Below are 23,396 nucleotides of genomic sequence, written 5' to 3'. Positions count from 1 at the left end.
GCCTGAAGCGAGAGCGGGATGAAGGTAGTGCCTTCGAGATCGAGCGAATGGGTGAGACCGGTGACGTCACAAAAGCCGGCTTCTGCGATCATCGAGATCGATCGCGTCTCGCAGGTTTTTCAAACCTCGGCGCGCAAGGATCATTTGGCGCTGTCGGACGTCTCACTGACGATCGAGGAAGGAGCCTTCGTTTCAATTCTCGGGCCGTCCGGCTGCGGCAAGTCGACATTGCTCTACATCGTCGGCGGCTTCGTCAGCCCAACCAGTGGTGCGGCGAGGATCAAGGGGCAGGCGATCACGGGACCTGGTCCGGATCGCGGACCGGTGTTCCAGGAGTTCGCACTGTTTCCCTGGAAGACGGTATTGGGCAATGTGATGTACGGGCCGCGCCAGCAGGGCGTGCGGGCGAGCGAGGCTGAAGCGCAGAGCCGCTCGCTGATCGAGATGGTCGGTCTCCAGGGGTACGAGAACTTCTATCCCAAGGAACTGTCGGGCGGCATGAAGCAGCGCGTGGCGCTCGCGCGGACGCTTGCCTACCATCCTGAGGTCTTGTTGATGGACGAGCCGTTCGGCGCACTGGACGCCCACACCCGGACGCGCCTGCAGAACGATCTCCTGAATATTTGGGAGCGTGACCGCAAGACGGTGCTGTTCGTCACCCATTCGGTCGACGAGGCCGTCTTCCTGTCGGACAAGGTCGTGATGATGTCGAAATCGCCCGGCCGCATTCGGCAAGTGATCGACATCGATCTTCCGCGGCCGCGCCGTCGCAACGAGCTGCTGCTCGATCCGCGCTATCAGAAATATGTCGTCGACATCGAACGCATGTTCGACGAGAGCGATGAAGCCGGGTCTGCCACGTGACATCGCCGACCGCCCTGATCAAACGTGCCGCTCCGGTGTTGGCCTGCATCGGATTGCTGGCGGTGTGGCAGGTTGCCTCGCTCGCATTGAAGAACGACAGCTTTCCAACGGCGATCGAAGCGATTCGGGCGATCCCTGACATCCTTGGTGACAAGGAAGCTCTGATCAACATCCTGGCCTCGCTTCGTCGCATGGCGATGGGGTTCGGTGTCGCCGTGCTCTTTTCGATTCCACTTGGCTTGTTGATGGGGCGCAGCCGGGCCGTCGCAGCCTTTTTCAATCCGCTCCTGATGGTGATCTATCCGGTTCCGAAGGCAGCCTTGATGCCCATCATCATGCTGTGGCTTGGCGTCGGCGACGTCACAAAGACGCTGGTGATCTTTCTCGGCGTCAGCCTGCCCGTGATCTATCACAGCTTCGAGGGTGCGAAAGCGGTGGAAGAGAAGATGCTGTGGTCAGGCGCTGCGATGGGTCTCTCACCCCTGCAGCGCCTGGTCCGGATCGTGCTACCTGCCGCGCTGCCGGAGATCCTGACCGGATGCCGCACTGGATTGGTGCTGGCGCTGATTACGATGATCACCAGCGAGATGATCGCCCGGCAGTCGGGCGCGGGCAACATCCTGTTCAATGCGCTCGACATGGGGCAATACGACACCGTCTTCGCGATGATCATCATCGTGGGAGCAATGGGCATCTGCCTCGATGCGATCTTCGAGCGGATCCGCGCCCGGCTGGTGCGCTGGTCTGAGCCTCAGTTCGACATGCCGCTGAGCTTCTCATGACACCGCGCCTTATCTCAACGAACGTCCTCCTCGGGCTCGCGCCGATCGCGCTGGTGATCGCGGTTTGGCAGGGCCTCGTCTCGTTCGGCTTCGCGCCCGCGACCTTGCTGCCGCCTCCGGGCTATGTCTTCAGCCGCCTCCTTCAACAGCTTGTGACGTGGACGTTTCAGCAGGAGATCGCGGCGACCCTGATCCGGCTGTTTGCCGGGTTTGCGATCGCGGTTGTGCTCGGCGTCAGTATCGGCATCGCCGCTGCCGCCAGTCCGGCAATCAACGCCGTGGTTCGGCCGATCGTGCGGGTGCTGGCGCCGTTGCCCAAGGTTGCACTCTATCCTGCACTTCTCCTGCTGCTCGGTTTCGGCCACGGATCGAAGATCACGTTGGTGGCGGCGGACGCACTTTTTCCTATTCTCTTGTCGACCTACTATGGCGCATCGACTGTCGAGCAAAAGCTGATCTGGTCGGCTATGGCGGCGGGGACGCCGCGCTACGAAATCCTGTTCAAGGTGGTATTGCCCGCGGCGATGCCATCGATCCTGACCGGCTGCCGGATCGGCCTTGTCATTTCCTGCATCGTGGTGTTTCTGGCCGAGATGATCACGTCGACGGACGGGCTCGGCCATGCCCTCGTTACGGCGGCGCGGACGTTCCAGGCCGTCGACATGTTCGTGCCGTTGATCACGATCTCGCTGCTGGGGTTGATTCTGAACGCCTTGCTGGGCGCCGTGCGATCGTACCTCTTGCGGGGCTTTCCCGAAGCGTGATCTGACTGAACAATGAATCAGGATACCGGGAGAGAAGCATGCTGGCCGATCGCATCGAAGCAAAATGGATCGACGCGTTTTGCGAGATTTTTGAGCGATGTGCCGTCAAGGCCGGCGATATCGCGGCAATTCTCTCGGAAACCCAGTCGCGCACGTTGAATGTTCATCTGGCAGAGCTCGCGCTGCTACGCATGGGCGCGCGGCCATTCCACGTGGTGATGCCGACGCCGCGCAATCGAAATATCGTTCCAGTCCGCTCGACCGGGGCGAGCGAAGCGATCCAAAGGCTTGGTCCGGTCATCGCTGCGCTCCAGCAGGCCGGCTTTGTCGTGGATTGCACCATCGAGGGCCTGATGCACGCGGTGGAGACGCCTGAAATCCTCAAGGCTGGCGCGCGGATCCTGGTCATCTCGAACGAGCATCCCGAAGCGCTGGAACGGATGGTGCCGGATCCGGCACTGGAAAAGCGCGTCCGCGCCGCGGCGAAGATGCTGCGCGGAACCAAGCGCATGCGGGTGACCTCAAAGGCCGGCACGGCGCTCGACGTCGATATGGTTGGTGCTTCAACGGTCGGTGTGTGGGGCTGGACCGACAAGCCCGGCACGCTGGCCCATTGGCCCGGTGGCATCGTCGTCAGCTTCCCCAAGAGCGGGACGATCAACGGCACGCTGGTGATGGCTCCCGGCGACATCAACCTGACCTTCAAGCGTTACCTGACCTCGCCGGTGAAGATGACGTTGAAGGACGATTATGTCGTCGAACTGGAAGGCGAGGGCACGGACGCCGCGATGATGCGCGCCTATCTCGCCGCCTGGGGCGACCGCGAAGCCTACGCCGTGTCGCATGTCGGCTTCGGCATGAATCCGGGCGCGCGCTACGAAGCGCTATCCATGTACGATCAGCGCGACACCAACGGCACGGAGATCCGCGCCGTGTCCGGCAATTTCCTGTTCTCGACCGGAGCAAACGAATTCGCCGGCCGCTACACGGCAGGCCATTTCGATCTGCCGATGATGGGAACGACGATCGAACTCGATGGTGTCACAGTGGTCCGGGAAGGCGTGCTCCAGGACGTCTTCGGCTAGTTGCGGTCGAGCACGGGCGGGCGCGCGAGGTTGAAGTGCCGGAGGAGGTCCACCATGGCCTGCAGGCGCTTGACCCGATAGGCGTCAACGTCCATGCCTGAATAATCGAGAAAGCCGGCGCCCGTGCGCAGACCGATCCGGCCCTTGTGCATGTTCTTCGAAATCACCTCCGGCGCCCGATAGCGGTCGCTGCCGAGCGCGCCCTCGAGGTACCGGCTGGCGTAGTACAAAATGTCGCCGCCGCCCCAATCGATGAATTCGAGCAGTCCAAGCACGGCATACCGGAAGCCGAAGCCGTATCGGATCGCTTTGTCGATGTCCTCGGCGCTCGCGACGCCTTCCTCGACCATGCGCGCAGCCTCGTTCATCGCCAGCGCCTGGATGCGCGGGACGATGAAACCCGGCGTCGCGGCGCAGACCACCGGCACCTTTCCAATTCCTTCAAGCCGCGCCTTGACCTCCGCGACGACGGCGGGATCGGTGGCTTTGCCGGGCGAAACCTCGACCAGCGGGATCAGATAGGCCGGGTTGAGCCAGTGCACGTTGAGAAAGCGACGCGGGTTCACGATCGCGCCGGAGAGATCGTCGACCAGGATGGTCGACGTCGTCGATGCGATGATCGTGTCGGGGCCGACCTGTTTTGAAGCCGTGGCGAGCACGTCCCGCTTGAGCTCGACGACCTCGGGAACGCCCTCGAAGACCATTCCGGCTTCGGCCAGTGCTGCACCGCTCTTGCTTGCCGGCACCACCGAGGCCCGCGCGATGAGCGGATCAACATCCGCCTCGGTCAGCAGCCCCAGCTTCGAGAGGCTGGCGAATGTCTTCCTGACTTCCCCGAGCGCATCCGCTTCCAGTTTGACAAAATCCTCTGGGGAGCGAGGCTTGATGTCGATCATCGTGACCGTATGCCCCGCGTAGGCGAACGCGACGGCGATGCCGCGCCCCATGCGGCCAGCCCCGAGACAGGCGATGTTGGCATGGCTGTTCATTGGTCAAAATCCATTGCGAAGCAGTGTCTGCAATTCGGCCTTGCCGAGGTTGCCGAGACCAAGCGTATCGAGCGTGCGGACACCCCGAGCAAGATCCTCACCGCAGATCGCACCACCAATGGCCAGGAAAGCCCTGGCCAGTGGTGTCGCCACGCCCGCAAGCTCGGCGATAGAGACCAGCAGCGACAAGCCCAGCCGTAAATCCTCGCGCATATAGCGGTGCTCGGTCAGCACGATCCGCTCGCGCCAGTCGCCGGAATCGGTCAGGCGGTCGTGCGAGCCGCGGCCGTACATCCAGATCTCGCCTTCCCTGGCATAGTGGTGCGCCAGCGGGAAATGGGGGGCGCCGTAGCCCAGTGCCTCGCGCACGGCGATCCGCTCCGCATCGAGCGCGTCGGTAACACGGCGGATCGCACCTTGCGTCCCCTCCTTGTGGATGTCCCATTTTTCGAAATGCTCGATCGGTCCGGCATTCATCACGATCAGCGGCGGATGGATGACAGGCCCCGCGTTCATCAGGGCGCCGGATAGCGCATCACCGCACGGTTCGATCGCGTCGGGGAAGGCGTGTTCGATCACGTCGAGCGCGTGCGGCGCCTGATCCAGCGGAAAGACACCGACCGGCAATCGCTTGGCGCGAATGGTGATCGCGACTTCGAACGGCCCGTGCTTGCGGGTGAGCCAGGGCAATGTGCCGGTCTCGGCAAAGCTCGCTGAGGCCGGGTTGCCGGCCTCCCGCGCGGCCTGTGCGAAAATCATCGAGCCGAATGTCGCCGGCGGCAGGAACACGACCTGTCCGTCCTGCAGGTGCGGTGCGAGCTGCCGGGCAATGTCCGGCTGGGCGAAAGCGGGGGCAGGGCAGACGATCAGCTCGACCTCGTTGACGGCTTCGGCGATGTCGGTCGTCACCAGCGCGAGCTTGACGTCATGACGACCGTTGTGATCCTTCACCACAATGCGCGAACCGGCGGCAACATGTGCTGCGACCTGATCCGCGTCACGGCGCCAGAGCCGGACCTCGTGCCCCGACAGCGCGAAATCGCCCGCGGCGGCGAAGGAGCCATTTCCCCCACCCAGGACTGCAATCTTCAAGATGCTTCTCCTTGCGCGCGCGAGCGCGCATCAAGCTGCTTCAGCAGGAAATGCTGGACCTTGCCCAGTGCCGTACGCGGCAGATCGGTAACGAAGACGATGTCACGAGGGATCTTGTAGCGCGCGAGCTGCGCCTGAACATGCGCTCTCAGTTCGTCCGCTTCGATCCCGCATCCGGATCGTCGGATGACGTACGCAACAGGTACCTCGTCCCAGCGCGGATCCGGACGGCCGATTACAGCGCATTCGCTGACATCGGGATGTTCGAGGAGGACACGCTCGACCTCGGCCGGATAGATATTCTCGCCACCGGAAATGATCATGTTCTTCTTGCGGTCGCGAACCCAGAAGTAGCCGTCGGCGTCGCACAGGCCGATATCGCCGGTGCGATACCAGCCGTCGTGCAACGCCTCGCGTGTCGCATCCGCATTGCCCCAATACTCGAAGAATACGTTGGGACCGCGCACCGCGATCTCGCCCGGCGTGCCCGCCGGAACTTCGTTGCCGGCCTGGTCGATCACCTTGGCTTCGCAGCACAGGCCTGCAAGCCCGGTCGATCCCGCGCGCGAAAGATCGCCGCCAAGCCGCGTGTAGACGGCGATGGGGCAGGTTTCGGTCGAGCCGTAGACCTGAAGGACTGGCACACCCCGCGCAACGAAGCGGTCGATCAAATGCGGTGGCACGATGGTCGATCCGGTGGCGACGGCTTTGAGTGACGAGAGGTCGGCTGAGGCCCATGCGGGATGCTCGCACACGGCCTGAATGATCGCGGGTACCATGACCGTCAGGGTCGGCCGTTCCCGCTCAATAGTCGCGAGCGCAGTGTCCGGCGTGAAACGGGCGAGGATCGTGACCGTCGCGCCGAGTTGAAGCGCCGGCGTGGTCTGGATGTTGAGACCCCCGACGTGGAAGAACGGAAGCACGGTCAGCACGTGATCGTCGGACGTCATGTTGTGCATGTGCTGGCTCATTACGCCGTTCCAGAACAGCGCCTCCTGCCGTAGCACCGCGCCCTTCGGTCGTCCGGTCGTTCCTGACGTGTAGACGATCAGAAGCGGGCAGGAGAGATCGGTGTGCGGGTTACGGCCGTTGCCTTCGCCGCCAGTCGACAGGCCTTCGAGTGTCGTGCCACCGGGCGGCGCGAAGTCGAGGCCGACAACGGACGTGCCTGGCGCTGTTTGTGCAAGTTCGGCCAGAACTCCGGCAAAGGCCTGTTCGAGCACCAGCACCTTGGCGCTCGCATCGGTAAGAATGAACAGTTGCTCGGCGACCGCCAGCCGCCAATTCAGCGGCACCAGAATCGCGCCGAGCCGCGCGCATGCGTAGAGCAGAACCAGGTAGTCCGGCCGGTTCAGGCTGAGAATGGCCACGCGATCGCCGCGTCCGACGCCGAGCTCCTGCTTCATGGCTGTGGCCGTCTGCTCGATGCGCGCGGCGAACGCCGCATAGCTCAGCCGTTCCCCTTCGAAGGCAATGGCCGTTTTGTCTGGCGCGAACGCCGCGTTGCGGTCGATCAGACTACAGAGGTCCACCGTCAATCGTCCGTTTCGCCGGCCTCGTACAGTGCCTCGCGTCCGATGCGGTCGAGGCAAAGCTCGGCCGTCCAGGGCAGCATCAGCGAGCCGCAGCGGCTGTCACGATAGATCCGCTCCAGCGGCAGCGACTTCAGCATGGCCTGCCCGCCGCAGGTGCGGATTGCCAGCGCCGCGAGTTCATTGGCGCCTTCCATGACGGAATACTGCGCGGCGTAAGCGCGCAGAACCTGTTCCTTGCTCGGATTGGCCCGTGCTTCCGTGACCGCCTGGAACCAGATTCCCTTGATCTGCTCGAGCTTGATCTGCATCTGCGCGACGGCGATCTGCTTGGTCGGATACATCCGCCGCTTGACCGGCGGCATTCCGGGCACCTCACCACGCAGATAGCGCACCGTGAAATCGTAGGACGCTTGCGCGAGGCCCATATAGGTCGGCGACAGCGTCAGGAACATGTGCGGCCAGCGCATCGCGGCCTGGAAATAGACGCCGCGCGGCATCAGCGCAGAATCGTCCGGCACAAAGACGTCCTTGAACAGCAGCGTCCGCGAGACCGTGCCGCGCATGCCGAGCGGATCCCAATCGCCGACGACCGAGACGCCCTGCGATTTCGCCGGGATTGCGAGATAAAGCGTATTGCGGCGCGAAGCTTTTTCGCCTTCCTCGATCTCGGTGCAAAGCACGCCGTAATAGTCGGCGTGGCCGGATAGCGATGCAAAGATCTTCTTGCCGTTGACGTTCCAGCCCCCCTCCACCGGCTTGGCTTCCGTGCCGAAGGCAACGCCGCCTGCGGCCGCCGCACCGCCCTCGGAGAAGGGTTGCGAGTAGATCGCGCCGTCCTCGACGATGCGCTTGTAGTGGACCGCGCGCCGCCGTTCGTGCTCGGCGCGGGTCTCGGCATCCATGTCGAGATCGTCAGCGAGGGGGCCGGACCATAGCGTCGAGCAGACATGCATGTTCCAGGTCAGCGCCGTCGCACCGCAATAGCGGCCGATTTCGGCAGCCGCGAGGGCGTAGGTCTGATAGTTGGCGCCAAGCCCGCCGTGCTTTTTGGGGACGGCGATGCCAAGCAGGCCGATCCGGTGCAGGTCGCGGTAATTCTCCGTCGGGAAGATCGCCTCGCGATCGTAGGTCGCGGCGCGGCCGGCGAACACGCTCTGACCGATTTCCCGAGCACGCGCAATGATGCCGGCCTGCTCGTCGCTGAGACGGAATGCAACGGGGTCAAAGATCGGCGCATCCAGCGCGATCTTGCCGCTTTCGCCGATCGTTTTGCTGACTTGCATCGTCATTGCGCAGTCACCTCAGGCTTTGGTCGCGACGGATTTCAGGAACCGGCCGAGGGCCTCGTCAAAGGCGTCAGGCCGCTCGAGGTTGGCGAGATGGCCGACGCCGGCGAGCTCGGTATATTCAGCGGAGGGGATGTAGGTCGCCGTCTTCGCCATCATCGGCGCCGGCGCATTGTTGTCCTTGGAGCCTGACAGCAGCAGCGTCGGAATGGAGATATCCTTGAGCGTGCTGCGTTGATCGAAACCGATCAGGGCCAGCATCATCGCGCGATAGCTGGCCTCCGGCACGCTCGCCATGCATTCGCGCGCAAGCTCCATGCCGCTCGGATCAGGATTTTCGCCGACCAGCTCTTTCACCAGCGAGGGTGCCAGCGATTTCATCGTCTCGCCGCGGTCGAGCGGTCCGAGCCGCGCCGCGATGAACGATTTCTGCCAGTCGCCGTCGGTCTTGCCGAAGGCCGGACTGGTCTGCGTCAGGACGACTGCGCGCGCCAATTTTGGCGATTGCACCAGCCATTTCTGGACAATCATGCCGCCGATGGAATGGCCGACCAGAACAGGGCTGGTCGCACCGAGCTGTTCGATGAAACGCTGGAGCGCATCCGCCAAGGCAGCGATGCTGACGCTGGAAAGCGGTGCGGACCCGCCATAGCCCGGCATATCCCACGCGATTGCACGAAAGCTGCTGCCGAACGTGGCAAGCTGCCGTCGCCAGGCGCGCGCTGCGCCGCCGATGCCATGCAGAAAGATCAGAGGTGTCGCATCAGGAGCGCCAGCAGCTTCATAGGCGAAGCGGCCGTCCCTTGTTATCATTGGCGCAGGCTGCGACACGCGGCATCCTTTGGCTTGGCCCGGTGATGCTAACAGGCCTGTGAGGGATGGGAAGAGATAATTTTATACTTAAAGCAATTTCCGGGCCGGTCTCCGCCGCGGGCTCGTCCACGGCACCGCGCGGCGCTTTCGTTGCAATCATTTGAAGTTTAAAATATATCCGACGGAGCGATCAGCAGACCCGGAAGGAGCCAGCGCATGTCCGCATTGCCGCAATCGCCGCACGCGCTGGTCACCGGTGGCGGCCGGGGCATCGGCCGCGCGATCGCTGCCGCTCTCGTCGATGCCGGCGCTACCGTGACGGTGCTTGGCCGGAACGGCGCAACTCTTGAAGAGGCGATCAAGGCGGGAGCCGCGCATTTTGCCGCCGTCGCTGACGTCTCGGACGAAGCGTCCCTGAACGCCGCCATCAAGGAAGCGAGCGCGCGGCAGCCGATCGATATCCTGATCGCCAACGCCGGCAGCGCCGAATCCGCACCCTTCGTGAAATCGGACAGTGCCCTTTTCATGCGCATGATGGACGTCAATTTCATGGGCGTGGTCCATGCCATCCGCGCGGTCTTGCCGGGAATGAAGGATCGCCCCTATGGGCGCATCGTGGCGGTTGCGTCGACAGCCGGCCTCAAGGGTTATGCCTATGTCAGCGCGTACACGGCGGCCAAGCACGCTGTGGTCGGCCTTGTGCGCTCGCTTGCCCTCGAAATGGCCGGCAGCAATGTCACTGTTAATGCGGTTTGTCCGGGCTTCACCGATACCGATCTGGTCGCCGGCAGCATCGAGAACATCATGAAGAAGACGCGACGGAGCCGGGAGCAGGCGATAGCCGACCTCGCCAGGCACAATCCGCAAGGGCGGCTGATCACACCGCAGGAGGTGGCGGACGCCGTGCTCTGGTTGTGCGGCGAGGGCGCCGGTGCGATCACCGGGCAGGCGATCGCAGTTGCCGGCGGCGAAGTCTAGCGTGGCGCCGGTTCAGAACAGGAAGGCCAAGGAGATCATATGAGCAGACCAGCCAATCCCGTGACCATACCGCTCGCGGATTATTCGCCACAGCACTTTGTGCTGGCCGTGGTTGATGGTGTTGCCACGGTGACGCTCAACCGTCCGGAGCGGAAGAATCCCCTGACGTTCGAGAGCTACCGGGAGCTGACGGATTTCTTCCGCGCCTGCGCGTTCGACGATGCCGTCAAATCCATCGTCGTCACCGGCGCCGGCGGCAATTTCTCGTCCGGCGGCGACGTGTTCGAGATCATCGGCCCGCTCGTCAAGATGGACACCAAGGGGCTGACCGCCTTCACGCGGATGACCGGCGATCTGGTCAAGGCGATGCGGGCCTGTCCGCAGCCGATCGTGGCCGCGGTCGAGGGCATCTGCGCGGGCGCCGGTGCGATCATCGCCATGGCCTCGGACATGCGCCTCGCGGCCACCGGAGCCAAGGTGGCCTTCCTGTTCAACAAGGTGGGGCTGGCCGGCTGCGACATGGGCGCTTGCGCCATCCTGCCGCGGATCATCGGGCAGTCCCGCGCGTCCGAGCTGCTCTACACCGGCCGGTTCATGACTGCGGAGGAGGGGGAGCGCTGGGGCTTCTTCAGCCGCATCATCACGCCCGAGCAGGTGCTGCCGCAGGCGCAGGTCCTGGCCAAACAGATCGCGGAGGGACCTACCTTTGCCAACACCATGACCAAGCGGATGCTGGCCATGGAATGGGCGATGTCGGTGGAGGAAGCGATCGAGGCGGAGGCCGTTGCCCAGGCGTTGTGCATGACCACGGCGGATTTCGAGCGCGCGTTCGAGGCTTTCGCCAACAAGGTCAAGCCGGTCTTCAGGGGCGATTAGGTCAGCTTTTCATGCGGCCACGCCATCGACGGGGACTTGCGCGAAATTATTTTAGGCTTAAAATAGTTTCGTGGCCGGTTGAATTGGCGAGGCTCCCATGAAAGTCGCGATCATCGGTGGCGGACCTGCGGGTCTTTATGCGGCGATCCTGCTGAAGAAGCAGCGACCGAGCGCCGACATAGCCGTGTACGAGCGCAACCGGGCCGATGACACATTCGGCTTCGGCGTGGTGTTCTCGGATGCCACGCTCGACAATTTCGAGAAGCACGATCTACCGAGCTACCGCCGCATCACCCAGGAATTCGCCTATTGGGACGACATTGCCGTGCACTTCCGCGGCACCGTCCACCGGGTCGGCGGCAACGGCTTTTGCGGTTGCTCACGGCAGAAGCTGCTCCTGATCCTTCAGGAGCGGGCCCGCGAGCTTGGCGTCACACTGCATTTCGAAGTGGATATCGACGACGAGTCACGCTTCGCCGGCGCTGATCTCATCCTGGTCGCCGATGGCGTCAACAGCCGGTTTCGCGAGAAATATGCTGCACACTTCCAGCCGGAAGTCGATCTCCGTGCCAACAAGTTCGCCTGGATGGGATCGACCAAGCCGCTTGATGCCTTCACCTTCATCTTCCAGGAGACCGAGTGGGGGCCGTTCATCGCCCACGCCTACCAGTATGAGGCCGGACATTCGACCTGGATTTTCGAGACCGATCCGCAGACCTTCGAGCGGGCAGGATTGACCGGACTGAACGAGACGCAGTCCGCCGCGCGGATGGCCGAGATCTTCGGCTGGTTCCTCGATGGCCACAAGCTGCTGACCAACCGCTCGATGTGGCGCAATTTCCCGATGATCCGGAGCAAGCGCTGGGTCAAGGACAACATGGTGCTGCTCGGCGACGCCAAGGCGAGCGCGCATTTCTCGATCGGCTCCGGCACCAAGCTTGCGATGGAAGATGCGATCGCGCTGGCTGAGGCCATGGAGAAGGCGCCCAGCATCAAGGCGGCGCTGGACGTCTATGAGCACGGCCGTCGAGAGGAGGTCGAAAAGACCCAGCACGCCGCCGACGTTTCGCTGGTCTGGTTCGAACACGTCGATCGCTTCTGGGATTTCGACCCCGTGCAGTTCGCCTTTGGCGTGATGACGCGGTCGAAGGCGATCACCTACGACAATCTGAAACTTCGCGCGCCCGATTTTGTGGCCGAGGTCGAGCAATCTTTCGCAAGCCAGGTTCGCGACAGTGGCTTTGACGTCGACACCAACAAGCCGATGGTGCCGCTGTTCCAGCCGTTCCGCCTGCGCGAGATGGAGGTCGCCAACCGCGCGGTGATGTCGCCGATGTGCATGTATTCGGCGAAGGAGGGCGTGCCCGGTGATTTCCATCTTGTGCACTACGGATCCCGCGCGATCGGCGGTGCCGGCCTCATCTTCACGGAAATGACCTGCGTCAGCCGCGACGCACGGATTACGCCCGGCTGCGCGGGCCTGTGGAACGACGAGCAGGAGACGGCCTGGCGACGCATCGTCGATTTCGTCCACGGCAATTCGGCTGCAAAGATCTGCCTGCAACTCGGCCATGCCGGCCGCAAGGGCGCAACCAAGCTGATGTGGGACGGCATGGACCGGCCGCTGGACGAGGGCGGCTGGGACGTGGTCTCGGCATCGCCGCTGCCCTATTTCCCCGATAGTCAGGTGCCGCGCGAGCTCGATCGTGCCGGCATGAACGCAGTGAGAGACGCTTTCGTGGCGGCGGCCGAGCGCGGCGAGCGCTGCGGCTTCGACATGCTGGAGCTGCACTGCGCCCACGGCTATCTGCTCGCAAGCTTCGTTTCGCCGCTGACGAACACCAGGACGGACGCGTATGGCGGCTCGCTAGAGAATCGTCTGCGTTTCCCGCTCGAGATCTTCGAGGCGTTGCGCGCGGTCTGGCCGTCGCACAAGCCGATGTCGGTGCGTATCTCGGCCACCGATTGGGCGGACGGCGGCATCACCGGGGATGACGCGGTCGCAGTCGCGCGTGCGTTCACCGAGGCGGGCGTCGATCTTGTCGACGTCTCGACCGGGCAGACCGTGCGCGACTCGCAGCCGGTCTATGGCCGCATGTTCCAGACGCCGTTCTCCGACCAGGTCCGCAACGAGGCGCGCGTCGCCACCATGTGCGTCGGCAACATCACGACCGCGGATCAGGCCAACACCATCCTGGCCGCCGGGCGGGCCGATCTCGTCGCACTCGGGCGCCCGCATCTGGTCGATCCCTTCTTCACCATGAGGGCGGCGGCCTGGTACGGCGCGGACGAGGCGTTCTGCCCGCCGCAATACCTTCCCGGAAAAGATCAGATTTTCCGCAACAGCGTGCGCGACCGGCAGGATCTCGAGGAGCTGAGAATTAAGGCTAAGCCCAAGACCCGGGCCGAGCTCAAGGCGGAGGCGACAAAGCCGCTTGCGGCGGAGTGACCGCCCGTGCGACGTTAACCCCATTGCCTTGGCGTATTTCGAGTGGAGTAAGGGCGATGAAGGCGATTATCGTCGGTGGCGGTATCGGAGGTCTCACCACGGCATTGATGCTGCGCTCGCGCGGCATCGGATGCGAGATTTTCGAACAGGCCGAGACCATCCGCGAGCTCGGTGTCGGCATCAACACGCTGCCTCATGCGATGCGTGAGCTCGCGGGTCTTGGCCTGCTCCAGAAGCTCGACGACGTCGCGATCCGCACCGACCAGCTCTACTATCTCAATCGCCATGGCCAGGAGGTCTGGCGTGAAGCCCGCGGCATCGACGCCGGCCACGACGTGCCGCAATTCTCGATCCACCGTGGCCGCCTCCAGGGTGTCATCCATCGTGCCGTCGAGGAGCGGCTCGGCGAGGACCTCATCCACACCGGTTGCCGGCTCGGCGCTTTCACGCAGGACGAGGGCGGCGTCACCGCCTATTTCTTCGATCGCACCGGCGCGCACATCCATACCGCGCGGGGCGATATCCTGATCGGCGCCGACGGCATCCATTCGCGTGTCCGCGACACGCTGTTCCCGAACGAGGGGCCGCCGTGCTGGAATGGTTTGATGCTGTGGCGTGGTGCCCGCGATTGGCCGTTGTTCCTGACGGGCAAGTCGATGATCGTGGCGGGCGGCCTCAACGCCAAGGTGGTGATCTATCCGATCGCGGAGGGTTCGAGCCCCGCGAGCCGGCTGACCAATTGGGCGGTGCTGGTGAAGGTCGGGGAGGGCAATGCCCCACCGCCGCGCAAGGAAGACTGGTCGCGCCCGGGCCGCCGCGAGGAGCTGATGCCGCACGTGGCGCGCTTCTCCGTGCCCTATATCGACGTGAAGAGCCTGATCTCGGCAACGCCGGAATTCTACGAATATCCAACCTGCGACCGCGATCCCTTGCCCTATTGGTCATCCGGGCGCGTCACGCTGCTCGGCGACGCCGCGCATCCCATGTATCCGGTCGGCTCCAATGGCGCGTCGCAGGCGATCCTCGACGCGCGCTGCCTCGCGGACGCGCTGGTGCGCGCCGAACATCCGCGCCAGGCGTTGCTCGAGTACGAGAAGAAGCGCCTGCCGATGACCGCGGACATCGTCCGCTCCAACAGGCGCGGCGGTCCTGAAGGCGTCATCGACGCCGTCGAGCAGCTCGCGCCCGACGGCTTCGACAATGTCGACAACGTCCTGAGCTATTCCCAGCGCGAGGCGATCGTGCGGGGCTATGCCACCAAGGCAGGCTTCGCCGCTGTCCCGGGACTTGCGGCGGTGCGCGCCTAGAGCACTTTTGAGCATGCCCCTCCCGGAAAACCGCTTCACACTTTTCCGGGGGCATGCTGTTAGCCGGCGCCCGGAGGCGGCGGCAGGAAGTGGATGTTGAACTCGGCGGCCATCGCCACCACGTCCTCGGGCTTCTGCTCCTTCATGTTGTGCAGGCCCCAGAACAGGTCGAACAGCTTCTTGGTCGGCGACACCCAGAACAGCACTTTGGCGGTCTGCTCCGACTTGTTGAAGATGCCGTGTGGCACACCCATGCCGAGCCGGATCAGGTCGCCTGCAGTCGCCTGCGATTCCGAATTCCCGAGCACGAAATCGAGCTTGCCCTCCAGCATGTAGAGATATTCGTCCTGGTCGGGATGGATGTGCGGCGGCACGAACGTGCCGGGCGGCAAAGTCGCGTGCCACGAGAAGCTGTGCTCGGTCTTGCTTTTCGGCACATAGGTCTGGCCGAGAATGTTCCAGGAAATACCCTGGATTCCCTCGTTAGCCCGCGTGATGCCGGTGATTTCGCTGCTCATTGAAGTCCTCCCTTGACGCGACGCTCGGCTTAATTCGCCGCCTTGCAATCCTTGGCATAGCGATCGCCGTAATTCTCAAAGACTTTCTGGACGATCTCGGTCTGGAACTTGCCGTCCGGACGCTTGGCAACCTTGGTCAGGTAGAAGTCCTGGATCGGATAACCGTTCGTGTTGAACTTGAAGGTGCCGCGCAGCGAGGTGAAGTCCGCCTTCTTCAGCGCGGCTCCGACGGCATCCTTGTTCGAAAGGTCGCCTTTCACGCCCTTGATGGCGCTGTCGATCAGCATCGCAGCGTCATAGGCCTGGAAGGCATAGGTGCCGGGTACGCCATTGTAGGCGGCCTCATAGGCCGCGACGAACTTCTTGTTCTGGGGATTGTCGAGATTGGGCGCCCAGTTGGCGCCGCCGAACATGCCGACCGCGGCGTCCTGCTGCGCCGGCAGCGTCGACTCGTCGACCGTGAATGCCGAGAGCACCGGAATGGTGTCGGCAAGGCCCGCCTGGCGGTACTGCTTGACCAGATTGACGCCGAGGCCGCCCGGCATGAACGTGAACAGCGCATCGGGCTTTTGCGAGGAGATCTTGGACAGCTCCGGCTGGAAGTCGAGCGTATTGAGCGGCATGTAGGATTCTTCGACGATCTCGCCCTTGTAGTCGAGCTTGAAGCCCGCGACCGAATCCTTGCCGGCCTGATAGTTCGGCACCATCAGGTACATGCGCTTGTAGCCGCGATCCTGTGCGACCTTGCCGAGGATCTCGTGGACCTGGTCGTTCTGGTACGACGTCACATAGAAGAACGGATTGCAGTCCTTGCCGGCAAAGGTCGACGGCCCGGCATTGGGGCTGATCAGGAACACTTTCGATTCCGTCACGGGCCGATGGATCGCCTGGAGGATATTGGAGAAGATCGGGCCGACCACGAAGTCGACCTTCTCACGCTCCAGAAGGCCCTTGACCTTTGTCACTGCCGCGTCCGGCTTGAGCTCGTCGTCGACCACCACGACCTCGACATCGCGGCCGCCCATCTTGCTGCCGAGGTCTTTCACCGCAAGCGCGAAGCCGTCGCGAACCTGCTGGCCGAGCGCTGCGGCCGGCCCCGACAGGGTCACGATCACCCCGAGCTTGATCTTCTCCTGGGCGAGGGCGGGGCTCATAGCGGCGGTGCCGAGCAGCAAGGTAGCTGCGGCCAGGGTCGACTGCATTTTCATGATCTGTCCCTCGTGACATCAGGGCTTGCGCTGCAAGCCGCGTACTCCAATCGAAGCTTATGCTGATGATGGCGCTCGCGGCAAGCAAGCTCAAGACGTCGCCATCCCGCGGCACGGTGAGCATGCAAGCGGCGCGCCAATTATTTGAAGCCTAAAGAAATCGGCATGCGGTCGATTGCTGCAGCTTTGGACTTGCGGCCGGCTCCGATTTATTTGAAGCTCAAAACGTTCGGGAATCCGCGCCGGCGCCAATGCCTGCCGTCAATGACTGCATCAGATGCTTGATTCCGAGACCAAGGCCGTCGAGACTCCGGAGGACCATGCCGAAGAGCTCCGGCTGTGGTTGCGGCTGCTCACCTGCACGACCCTGATCGAGGGTGAGGTTCGCGGCCGGCTGCGCCAGCGCTTCGACGTCACGCTGCCCCGTTTCGATCTGATGGCGCAGCTCGACAAGGCGCCGGACGGCATGACGCTGTCCGATGTCTCCAAGCGCATGATGGTCTCCAATGGCAACGTCACCGGTCTCGTCGAACGTCTGGTGGAATCGGGCCATCTCGACCGCCGCACTTCGGAGACCGACCGCCGCGTCCAGGTGATCCGCCTTACCAAGCTTGGGCGTGCCGAGTTCCGCAGGATGGCTGCCGAGCACGAGACCTGGATCGCCGACCTCTTCGCCGACCTGACGCCGAAGGACGTGCGCGAACTGATGCGCCTCCTCGCGAAGACCAAGGCGTCCGCACAAAAATCGGCCGCGCGCAGGCGGCCCTAGGCCCGCCCCACGCCGGCCGCCAATTCCCTTTTGCCGCAGGAAAAAGCACGGGATGCCCAAAATCCCCTATTGCGCCAAATTGTTTTAAGCCTAAAATGTTTTCCAGATAGTGCTGCCGGGTGCTTTCCATGCTGAAAGGAGCGTGCGATGGCCAACGCCGCCAAGGTGCAACTGACGGGCTCGCATGACGGCAACGCCGCGACGGCCCATGTCGACCCATTCGCGCGGCAGCATCTGCCTCCGCGCGAGCTATGGCCTGAATTCATCTTTACGCGGCCGGAGCTGCACTATCCTCCACGATTGAACTGCGTCAGCTATTTCCTCGACCGCTGGGTCGAGAAGGGCCACGGCGATGCGCCTTGCGTCATCAGTCCCGCCGTGAGCTACACCTATCGCGAGCTGCAGGCGCTGGTGAATCGCATCGCCAATGTGCTGGTCGGCAAGTTGGGCCTGGTGACCGGCGGGCGCGTGCTGCTTCGCTCCGCGAACAACCCGATGATGGTTGCGACCTATCTGGCGGTGATCAAGGCCGGTGGCATCTGCGTGGCGACGATGCCGCTGCTGCGAGCAAAGGAGCTGTCCTACCCGATCCAGAAGGCGGAGATATCGCTGGCGCTCTGCGACGGAAAGCTCGCCGACGAGATGGAGAAGGCGAAGCAAGCCGCGCCGGGCCTCAAGCACGTCGTTTATTGGGGGAACGGCGCGCCGGATTCGCTCGAGGCACTGATCGCGGATGCCAGCCCCGAGTTCACGGCCGTCGATACCGCCTCGGACGACATCTGCCTCATCGCATTCACGTCGGGCACGACAGGCGATCCCAAGGGTACGATGCATTTCCACCGGGATATGCTGGCGGTCTGCGATGGCTATGCGCGCAACATCCTGCGGGCCGGGCAGAACGATCGCTTCATCGGCTCCGCGCCGCTCGCCTTCACCTTCGGCTTCGGCGGCGTGCTGTTTCCCATGCATATCGGCGCTTCGTTCGTGGTGCTGGAGAAGACGACGCCGGACGAGGTCCTGGGCGCCATCGAGCAGTACAAGACCACGGTCTGCTTCACTGCGCCGACCGCGTACCGGGCGATGATCGGCAAGCTCGCCGGCCGCGACATCTCCTCGCTTCGGAAGTGCGTCTCCGCCGGCGAGACGTTGCCGAAGCCGACATTCGATGCCTGGCTCAAAGCCACCGGCATCAAGCTGATGGACGGCATCGGCTCGACCGAGCTGCTGCACATCTTCATCAGCGCAACCGAGGACGAGATCCGCCCGGGCGCCACGGGCAAGCCGGTGCCGGGCTATGAAGCGAAGATCGTCGACGAGGCAGGCAACGACGTGCCGCCCGGGACCATGGGGCTACTCGCCGTACGCGGGCCGACCGGCTGCCGCTATCTGGCCGACGAGCGCCAGCGCAAATACGTCCAGAACGGCTGGAACATCACCGGCGACACCTATCTGATGGATAGCGACGGCTATTTCTGGTACCAGTCGCGCTCCGACGACATGATCGTCTCGGCGGGCTATAATATCGCCGGTACGGATGTGGAGGCAGCGCTGCTGACGCATCCCGCCGTCGTCGAGTGCGGCGTGGTCGGAGCGCCGGATGAGGCGCGAGGCATGATCGTGAAGGCCTATGTCATCGCCGCACCCGGCGTGACGCCGGACGCTCAGCTCGTCGCCGCGTTGCAGGAACATGTCAAACGCGAGATCGCGCCTTACAAATATCCGCGCGCGATCGAGTTCGTGACGCAACTTCCGAAGACCGAGACCGGCAAGTTGAAGCGCTTTGCCCTGCGGCAACTGGCGCAGGCCGCGGCGACGTCTTCGGGCGTCGCGGCAGAATGAGAGAAGGATAGAGAATTGTCCGTGACGACGCCGAAAGGCCCGCAACTCGCGGTGCTGCCGACCGCAGCCGAGGACGACACAAGCCGGGGCGCGCAAGTGTTGCAGCCCTCCGGTTGGCCGATGCCGAAGGGCTATGCCAATGGCATGGCCGCCGAAGGACGGATCGTCGTCACCGGCGGCGTCATCGGCTGGGATGCCGAGGAGCGTCTCGCGGACGGCTTCGTCCCGCAGGTCGCCCAGACCCTGAGCAATATTGCCGCGATCCTGGCCGAAGCCGGCGCCGGGCCCGAGCACCTGGTGCGCCTGACCTGGTACGTCGTGGACATGGAGGAGTACCTCACCAACCTGAAGGAGCTCGGCAAGATCTACCGTGCCATCTTCGGCGCACATTATCCGGCAATGGCACTGGTTCAGGTGGTCCGTCTCGTCGAGAAAGCAGCGCGCGTCGAAATCGAGGCGACTGCCGTGATCCCGCGCTGAATTCGTTCGGCTTGCCTGTTCAGCTCGCCTTGGCGAGGTCATCGTCCTCGGGTGAGTTCAGATAAACGCCGGACATCGTATCGACCCAGCACAGATGGTCGTGCACCTTCTTCACGCCCTCGACATTCTCTGCCGCGACAACGGCGGCTTGCCGCGCGCGCTCCTCGGTGATGACGCCGCTGAGGTGAACGATGCCGTCGCGAACGATGACGTTGAGTCCGAACGGGCACCAGTCGTTCTTCTCCATGGTGTCGATGATGCGGCTGCGAATGTGATCGTCGTCGGCCGTCGGATCCGGTACGTCGCGGGCAAGCCCGGCAACCGCCTGCAGCAGATTGGCGCGGGATACGATGCCGACCACCAGGTCGCCGCGCACCACCGGCAGGCGTTTCACGTTGTTCCGCTCCATGAGATCGACGATCTCCGCGAGTGCGGTATCCTCGGTGATGGTCACGGGCGAGGCGGTCATCACCTCCGCGACCTTGCGGCCGTGCTCCTGGACAAAGTCGCTGGCCGATGTTCCGGGACCCAGGATGAAGCGCAGCCAGCGGCCGCGCTTGCGTCCGGTGCCGATTTCGCTGCGGCGGATGAAATCTCCCTCCGAGACGACGCCGACCAGCTTGCCGGTGTCATCGACGACAGTGAGGCCGCTGACGTGCCGCTTCAGCATGATGTTCGCGGCCTCGACGATGCTGGTGTCCGGGGTGACCGAGATGACCGACCGGGTCATGATCTGGTGGGCGCGCATGCAAAGCTCCGCTGCTTGTCGAATTTCGATGCGCAAAGCCTAGCCCGACTGTCCCGGTGCGGTTTGACTCAGGTCAAGCGCACCTAGCTGTTTTGTCCCGGTCGAGCAGTTGCGGGCCGGGCTTTGATGCAGCTCAACACCCGGCGGAAGCGTCGCCATATCCTGCGTGGAACAGAAAGCCCGCAGGAACATTCAGCCATGAGCGTCGTGAAGATATTTCCACGGGCCGAAGAGCCGCCGCAGGTTCTCTCCGCCGATCCGGCGGCCGAGGTCCCTGCGTCAACCGTTGGCAGAAGCGCGGGGACGCAGGCCGCGGTAGGTTCTCCGCCTGCATCGGAGCCATACGCCCTGGATCGCGCGTTTCATGCCATGCTGGCGCGTTTTACGGGCGGGATCTCGCCTGTGGCCTTGTCGCTCGCCTGGTTCGATTGGAGCGCGCATCTTGCGGCGGCCCCGCAGCGGCAGATCGAGATTTCCCGCAATGTGGTTCGCGATGCCGGCCGGTTCCTCGAGGCTGCTGCCCACGCGATGACGCGAAAGCCGTGGTCCGTCATCGAGCCGCAGGAGCGAGATCGCCGCTTCAACGACCGACAATGGGAAGCGGCCCCGTTCAATCTGCTCGCCCAGGCGTTTCTGCTCACCGAGCGCTGGTGGCACGATGCCGCAACTGGCGTCCGCGGCGTATCCCACGCAAATGAAGCGATCGTCGAATTCTCGATGCGCCAGATGCTCGACATGCTGGCGCCCTCCAATTTCGCGGTGACCAACCCGCGGGTTCTGGAAAAGGCGTTCCAGAGCGGTGGGGAGAATTTCGTGTTCGGTTGGCAGAACTGGTGTAGCGATCTGATGCGCCTGCTTTCGCTGTCGAATCCGGCAGGCGAAGATCAGTTTGTCGTCGGCAAGACGTTGGCGGCCACGCCCGGCAAGGTGGTCTACCGCAACGATCTGATCGAGCTGATCCAGTACCATCCGACGACCGCGCAGGTGCGGCCCGAGCCGGTCCTGATCGTTCCGGCCTGGATCATGAAGTACTACATCCTCGATCTGTCGCCGCAGAACTCACTCGTCGAATATCTGACCGGTCAGGGCTTCACCGTGTTCGCGGTCTCCTGGCGCAATCCGAATGCGAAGGACCGCCATCTCGCCTTCGACGACTATCGCAAGCTGGGTGTGATGGCCGCGCTGGACATGATCGGCCGGATCGTGCCGGGCCCAAAGATTCACGCGCTCGGCTATTGCCTCGGCGGCACGTTGCTGTCGATCGCCGCCGCCGCCATGGCGCGCGACGGTGACAACCGTCTCGGCACCATCACGCTCCTTGCCGCCCAGACGGACTTCACCGAAGCCGGCGAATTGACGCTCTTCATCAACGAAAGCCAGGTCGCCTTCCTCGAAGACATGATGTGGCAGCGCGGCTATCTCGACACTGCACAGATGGCCGGCGCGTTCGCGCTGCTGCGCTCCAACGACTTGATTTGGTCGCGGCTGTCACGCGACTATTTGATGGGAGAGGCGGCGGCGCCGAACGCCCTGATGGCCTGGAATGCGGACGCCACGCGGCTGCCTTACCGGATGCATTCGGAATATCTGCGAAAGCTGTTCCTCGACAACGATCTGGCCGCGGGCCGCTATCGCGTCGAGGGCAGGGGCGTGTCGCTCTCAGACATCCACACGCCGATGTTCGTGGTCGGCACGCTCGCCGATCATGTCGCGCCGTGGCGATCGGTCCACAAGATCCACTATCAGGTCGATGCCGACGTGACGTTCCTGCTGGCCAGCGGCGGTCATAACGCCGGCATCGTCGCGCCTCCCGCCGAATCCTGGCACAGCTACCAGATCAAGACCAAGGCTGCGGATGCGCCTTATGCCGGCCCGGAAGAATGGCTGAAGCTGGCGCCGCAGGTCGAGGGATCGTGGTGGCCGGAATGGGTGCAATGGCTGGCCGCCCGCTCCGGGGCGCCCAGCGATCCGCCGTCGATGGGAGCGGGCGACACTGACGGCCTGCCCGATGCGCCAGGCGACTACGTCCACACCTAATCTTCGGGCTGCGCGTTCGGTGCGAGGTCTGACGAGCGGAACGGCTTGGCCTTGTCGAGTTTCTTGTAGGCTTTCGAGGCGGCTCGCAGCAGCTTCTTTTCCCGCTTGCGGTCGAGGAAGCGAATGCCTGCCTCGGGCACGGCTTCGTTCAATGACGCCGCCAGCGTTTGCCCACGCGCATCGTCGTTTAGCTGTCCGAGGGATTTCTGCGCCTTCTTCAATTGCTTGAGGATCGATTTCTGCTTTGTCAGGGATTCGTCGGCGAACAGGTCCGCGAGCGATTCGACCGAATAGGTCATCCGCTTGTTGAGAAGCCGCAGCTTGTGACGCTTCTCGACGTCGAGCTTGCGCAGCTTCCGGGCCTTCCTGAGCAGCGTCTCTTCCCACTCGGTCAGGCGTGCCGTCGCGTGATCGGCCAGCGGGCAGCGCCGCAGCCTGACCGCCTCCTTGCTGCGGCGTGTCGACCAGGGACCGCTCTCGATCCAGGCCGAGGTTTGCTCGACCAGGCGGCGATAGCGCGCCGACTGCAGCGCGCGCGCCAGCAGGCGGTGGCTCTCGGCGCGCTTTTCGTCCCAGTGCTGGAGCTCGGCGATCACGTCAAGTTCGCCGCCGCTTTCAGCGATGACCCGCTCGATCGCGACGTCGAGGTCCCTGACCATGCCGAGCTGGCTGTTCAGCCATTTCAGCTCGGCCCAGACGTTTGGCCGCTGTCCATCGTCGACCATCGGCGAGAAGAATCGAATCGCGGTGCGCAGATGCGTCAGTGCAATCCGGATCTGATGCAGCGCCTCCGGGTCACCGCCGCAGGTACCGTCATGCTGGGCGAGAACGGCATCGAAATGGCGGCGGGCGATAATCCGGAATGCGGTATCGCAGGCCATGCCGGGGCTGAGACGGCCGGGCAGGACATTGCGCCGTGCCGCCGGATTGGCGCGCGCGGTTGCCGTCGAACTCGTGGTAGGTCGCGACATCCTTGC

General features: G+C 63.7%; 21 protein-coding genes. 12 read left to right on the top strand and 9 right to left on the bottom strand.

Annotated features, from left to right (window positions below):
- Positions 1-18 precede the first annotated feature (18 nt).
- From JQ617_RS10245 to JQ617_RS10230, 4 genes are read left to right on the top strand one after another with little or no spacing between them, the layout of a single operon-like run.
- Positions 19-864 (top strand): ABC transporter ATP-binding protein, encoded by an 846-nt coding sequence (locus JQ617_RS10245; RefSeq protein WP_212026221.1) that lies wholly within the window; start codon positions 19-21, stop codon positions 862-864.
- Positions 861-1,646: an ABC transporter permease gene (locus JQ617_RS10240; protein ID WP_212026220.1), complete on the top strand. Its 786-nt coding sequence runs from the start codon at positions 861-863 to the stop codon at positions 1,644-1,646. The genes JQ617_RS10245 and JQ617_RS10240 overlap by 4 nt, the downstream gene beginning before the upstream one ends.
- Positions 1,643-2,410, top strand: coding sequence for an ABC transporter permease (locus JQ617_RS10235; RefSeq protein WP_212026219.1), 768 nt, complete (start codon positions 1,643-1,645; stop codon positions 2,408-2,410). Before JQ617_RS10240 ends, JQ617_RS10235 begins: the two co-directional genes overlap by 4 nt.
- A gap of 38 nt (positions 2,411-2,448) precedes the next feature.
- Positions 2,449-3,495 carry a 2,5-dihydroxypyridine 5,6-dioxygenase NicX family protein gene (locus JQ617_RS10230; protein ID WP_212026218.1) on the top strand — a complete coding sequence of 349 codons (1,047 nt, stop codon included), beginning with the start codon at positions 2,449-2,451 and terminating at the stop codon, positions 3,493-3,495.
- Here JQ617_RS10230 and JQ617_RS10225 read toward each other — a convergent pair.
- Genes JQ617_RS10225 through JQ617_RS10205 form a run of 5 tightly spaced genes read right to left on the bottom strand, consistent with a single transcriptional unit; the run spans position 3,492 to position 9,210 of the window.
- Positions 3,492-4,484 carry a 3-hydroxybutyryl-CoA dehydrogenase gene (locus JQ617_RS10225; protein WP_212026217.1) on the bottom strand — a complete coding sequence of 331 codons (993 nt, stop codon included), beginning with the start codon at positions 4,482-4,484 and terminating at the stop codon, positions 3,492-3,494. The genes JQ617_RS10230 and JQ617_RS10225 overlap by 4 nt on opposite strands.
- Positions 4,485-4,487: 3 nt before the next feature.
- Positions 4,488-5,576 (bottom strand): NAD/NADP-dependent octopine/nopaline dehydrogenase family protein, encoded by a 1,089-nt coding sequence (locus JQ617_RS10220; protein ID WP_212026216.1) that lies wholly within the window; start codon positions 5,574-5,576, stop codon positions 4,488-4,490.
- Positions 5,573-7,108, bottom strand: a complete 1,536-nt coding sequence (locus JQ617_RS10215; protein WP_212026798.1) for a class I adenylate-forming enzyme family protein — start codon at positions 7,106-7,108, stop codon at positions 5,573-5,575. Before JQ617_RS10215 ends, JQ617_RS10220 begins: the two co-directional genes overlap by 4 nt.
- 2 nt (positions 7,109-7,110) lie before the next feature.
- Positions 7,111-8,400 (bottom strand): acyl-CoA dehydrogenase family protein, encoded by a 1,290-nt coding sequence (locus tag JQ617_RS10210; protein ID WP_212026215.1) that lies wholly within the window; start codon positions 8,398-8,400, stop codon positions 7,111-7,113.
- Positions 8,401-8,412: 12 nt separating this feature from the next.
- Positions 8,413-9,210 (bottom strand): alpha/beta fold hydrolase, encoded by a 798-nt coding sequence (locus JQ617_RS10205; RefSeq protein WP_249156935.1) that lies wholly within the window; start codon positions 9,208-9,210, stop codon positions 8,413-8,415.
- 216 nt (positions 9,211-9,426) lie between these two features.
- Here JQ617_RS10205 and JQ617_RS10200 point away from each other — a divergent pair, with 216 nt between their 5' ends.
- The 4 genes from JQ617_RS10200 to JQ617_RS10185 all read left to right on the top strand — a co-directional run bounded on the left by JQ617_RS10200 (position 9,427) and on the right by JQ617_RS10185 (position 14,820).
- Positions 9,427-10,188: an SDR family NAD(P)-dependent oxidoreductase gene (locus JQ617_RS10200; RefSeq protein ID WP_212026213.1), complete on the top strand. Its 762-nt coding sequence runs from the start codon at positions 9,427-9,429 to the stop codon at positions 10,186-10,188.
- Positions 10,189-10,227: 39 nt separating this feature from the next.
- The gene (locus tag JQ617_RS10195; protein WP_145661636.1) at positions 10,228-11,064 is read left to right on the top strand and encodes an enoyl-CoA hydratase family protein; all 837 of its coding nucleotides are present in this window, start codon (positions 10,228-10,230) and stop codon (positions 11,062-11,064) included.
- Positions 11,065-11,161: 97 nt separating this feature from the next.
- The gene (locus JQ617_RS10190) at positions 11,162-13,513 is read left to right on the top strand and encodes a bifunctional salicylyl-CoA 5-hydroxylase/oxidoreductase (protein ID WP_212026212.1); all 2,352 of its coding nucleotides are present in this window, start codon (positions 11,162-11,164) and stop codon (positions 13,511-13,513) included.
- Positions 13,514-13,569: 56 nt separating this feature from the next.
- Entirely contained in the window at positions 13,570-14,820 is a 1,251-nt protein-coding gene (locus JQ617_RS10185; RefSeq protein ID WP_063688252.1) for a flavin-dependent oxidoreductase, read from the top strand.
- 59 nt (positions 14,821-14,879) lie between these two features.
- On the opposite strand, the gene JQ617_RS10180 is transcribed toward JQ617_RS10185, so the two are convergent.
- Complete coding sequence (locus tag JQ617_RS10180) at positions 14,880-15,338, bottom strand: cupin domain-containing protein (RefSeq protein ID WP_063688250.1); 459 nt, start codon at positions 15,336-15,338, stop codon at positions 14,880-14,882.
- A gap of 29 nt (positions 15,339-15,367) precedes the next feature.
- Positions 15,368-16,546, bottom strand: a complete 1,179-nt coding sequence (locus JQ617_RS10175) for an ABC transporter substrate-binding protein (protein ID WP_212026211.1) — start codon at positions 16,544-16,546, stop codon at positions 15,368-15,370.
- Between the two features lie 277 nt (positions 16,547-16,823).
- On the opposite strand from JQ617_RS10175, the gene JQ617_RS10170 reads away from it, so the two are divergent.
- The 3 genes from JQ617_RS10170 (at position 16,824) to JQ617_RS10160 (ending at position 19,634) form a co-directional block, all read left to right on the top strand.
- The gene (locus JQ617_RS10170; RefSeq protein WP_035971233.1) at positions 16,824-17,315 is read left to right on the top strand and encodes a MarR family winged helix-turn-helix transcriptional regulator; all 492 of its coding nucleotides are present in this window, start codon (positions 16,824-16,826) and stop codon (positions 17,313-17,315) included.
- A gap of 147 nt (positions 17,316-17,462) precedes the next feature.
- Positions 17,463-19,154, top strand: a complete 1,692-nt coding sequence (locus JQ617_RS10165; RefSeq protein ID WP_212026210.1) for a benzoate-CoA ligase family protein — start codon at positions 17,463-17,465, stop codon at positions 19,152-19,154.
- Between the two features lie 21 nt (positions 19,155-19,175).
- The gene (locus tag JQ617_RS10160) at positions 19,176-19,634 is read left to right on the top strand and encodes a RidA family protein (protein ID WP_212026209.1); all 459 of its coding nucleotides are present in this window, start codon (positions 19,176-19,178) and stop codon (positions 19,632-19,634) included.
- Between the two features lie 19 nt (positions 19,635-19,653).
- Here the strand turns inward: JQ617_RS10160 and JQ617_RS10155 are convergent, their stop codons facing one another.
- Complete coding sequence (locus JQ617_RS10155) at positions 19,654-20,382, bottom strand: CBS domain-containing protein (protein WP_212026208.1); 729 nt, start codon at positions 20,380-20,382, stop codon at positions 19,654-19,656.
- A gap of 198 nt (positions 20,383-20,580) precedes the next feature.
- On the opposite strand from JQ617_RS10155, the gene JQ617_RS10150 reads away from it, so the two are divergent.
- Complete coding sequence (locus JQ617_RS10150) at positions 20,581-22,419, top strand: PHA/PHB synthase family protein (RefSeq protein WP_212026207.1); 1,839 nt, start codon at positions 20,581-20,583, stop codon at positions 22,417-22,419.
- Here JQ617_RS10150 and JQ617_RS10145 read toward each other — a convergent pair.
- The gene (locus JQ617_RS10145; RefSeq protein ID WP_212026206.1) at positions 22,416-23,390 is read right to left on the bottom strand and encodes a CHAD domain-containing protein; all 975 of its coding nucleotides are present in this window, start codon (positions 23,388-23,390) and stop codon (positions 22,416-22,418) included. The genes JQ617_RS10150 and JQ617_RS10145 overlap by 4 nt on opposite strands.
- Positions 23,391-23,396 lie beyond the last annotated feature (6 nt).

The organism is Bradyrhizobium sp. KB893862 SZCCT0404, from assembly GCF_018130885.1.
Classification (GTDB): domain Bacteria; phylum Pseudomonadota; class Alphaproteobacteria; order Rhizobiales; family Xanthobacteraceae; genus Bradyrhizobium; species Bradyrhizobium stylosanthis.
The sequence above is the reverse complement of the archived record's forward strand: the minus strand, read 5'-3'. Positions and strand labels throughout refer to the sequence as shown.

What these genes read in the sequence shown, in the direction of transcription:
- JQ617_RS10170 (WP_035971233.1), top strand. Translation starts at nt 16,824, where the DNA reads ATGCTTGATTCCGAGACCAAGGCCGTCGAGACTCCGGAGGACCATGCC.
- JQ617_RS10200 (WP_212026213.1), top strand. Translation starts at nt 9,427, where the DNA reads ATGTCCGCATTGCCGCAATCGCCGCACGCGCTGGTCACCGGTGGCGGC.
- JQ617_RS10225 (WP_212026217.1), bottom strand. Translation starts at nt 4,484, where the DNA reads ATGAACAGCCATGCCAACATCGCCTGTCTCGGGGCTGGCCGCATGGGG.
- JQ617_RS10165 (WP_212026210.1), top strand. Translation starts at nt 17,463, where the DNA reads ATGGCCAACGCCGCCAAGGTGCAACTGACGGGCTCGCATGACGGCAAC.
- JQ617_RS10235 (WP_212026219.1), top strand. Translation starts at nt 1,643, where the DNA reads ATGACACCGCGCCTTATCTCAACGAACGTCCTCCTCGGGCTCGCGCCG.
- JQ617_RS10180 (WP_063688250.1), bottom strand. Translation starts at nt 15,338, where the DNA reads ATGAGCAGCGAAATCACCGGCATCACGCGGGCTAACGAGGGAATCCAG.
- JQ617_RS10230 (WP_212026218.1), top strand. Translation starts at nt 2,449, where the DNA reads ATGCTGGCCGATCGCATCGAAGCAAAATGGATCGACGCGTTTTGCGAG.
- JQ617_RS10245 (WP_212026221.1), top strand. Translation starts at nt 19, where the DNA reads ATGAAGGTAGTGCCTTCGAGATCGAGCGAATGGGTGAGACCGGTGACG.
- JQ617_RS10190 (WP_212026212.1), top strand. Translation starts at nt 11,162, where the DNA reads ATGAAAGTCGCGATCATCGGTGGCGGACCTGCGGGTCTTTATGCGGCG.
- JQ617_RS10195 (WP_145661636.1), top strand. Translation starts at nt 10,228, where the DNA reads ATGAGCAGACCAGCCAATCCCGTGACCATACCGCTCGCGGATTATTCG.
- JQ617_RS10155 (WP_212026208.1), bottom strand. Translation starts at nt 20,382, where the DNA reads ATGCGCGCCCACCAGATCATGACCCGGTCGGTCATCTCGGTCACCCCG.
- JQ617_RS10145 (WP_212026206.1), bottom strand. Translation starts at nt 23,390, where the DNA reads ATGTCGCGACCTACCACGAGTTCGACGGCAACCGCGCGCGCCAATCCG.
- JQ617_RS10175 (WP_212026211.1), bottom strand. Translation starts at nt 16,546, where the DNA reads ATGAAAATGCAGTCGACCCTGGCCGCAGCTACCTTGCTGCTCGGCACC.
- JQ617_RS10205 (WP_249156935.1), bottom strand. Translation starts at nt 9,210, where the DNA reads ATGATAACAAGGGACGGCCGCTTCGCCTATGAAGCTGCTGGCGCTCCT.
- JQ617_RS10150 (WP_212026207.1), top strand. Translation starts at nt 20,581, where the DNA reads ATGAGCGTCGTGAAGATATTTCCACGGGCCGAAGAGCCGCCGCAGGTT.
- JQ617_RS10210 (WP_212026215.1), bottom strand. Translation starts at nt 8,400, where the DNA reads ATGACGATGCAAGTCAGCAAAACGATCGGCGAAAGCGGCAAGATCGCG.
- JQ617_RS10185 (WP_063688252.1), top strand. Translation starts at nt 13,570, where the DNA reads ATGAAGGCGATTATCGTCGGTGGCGGTATCGGAGGTCTCACCACGGCA.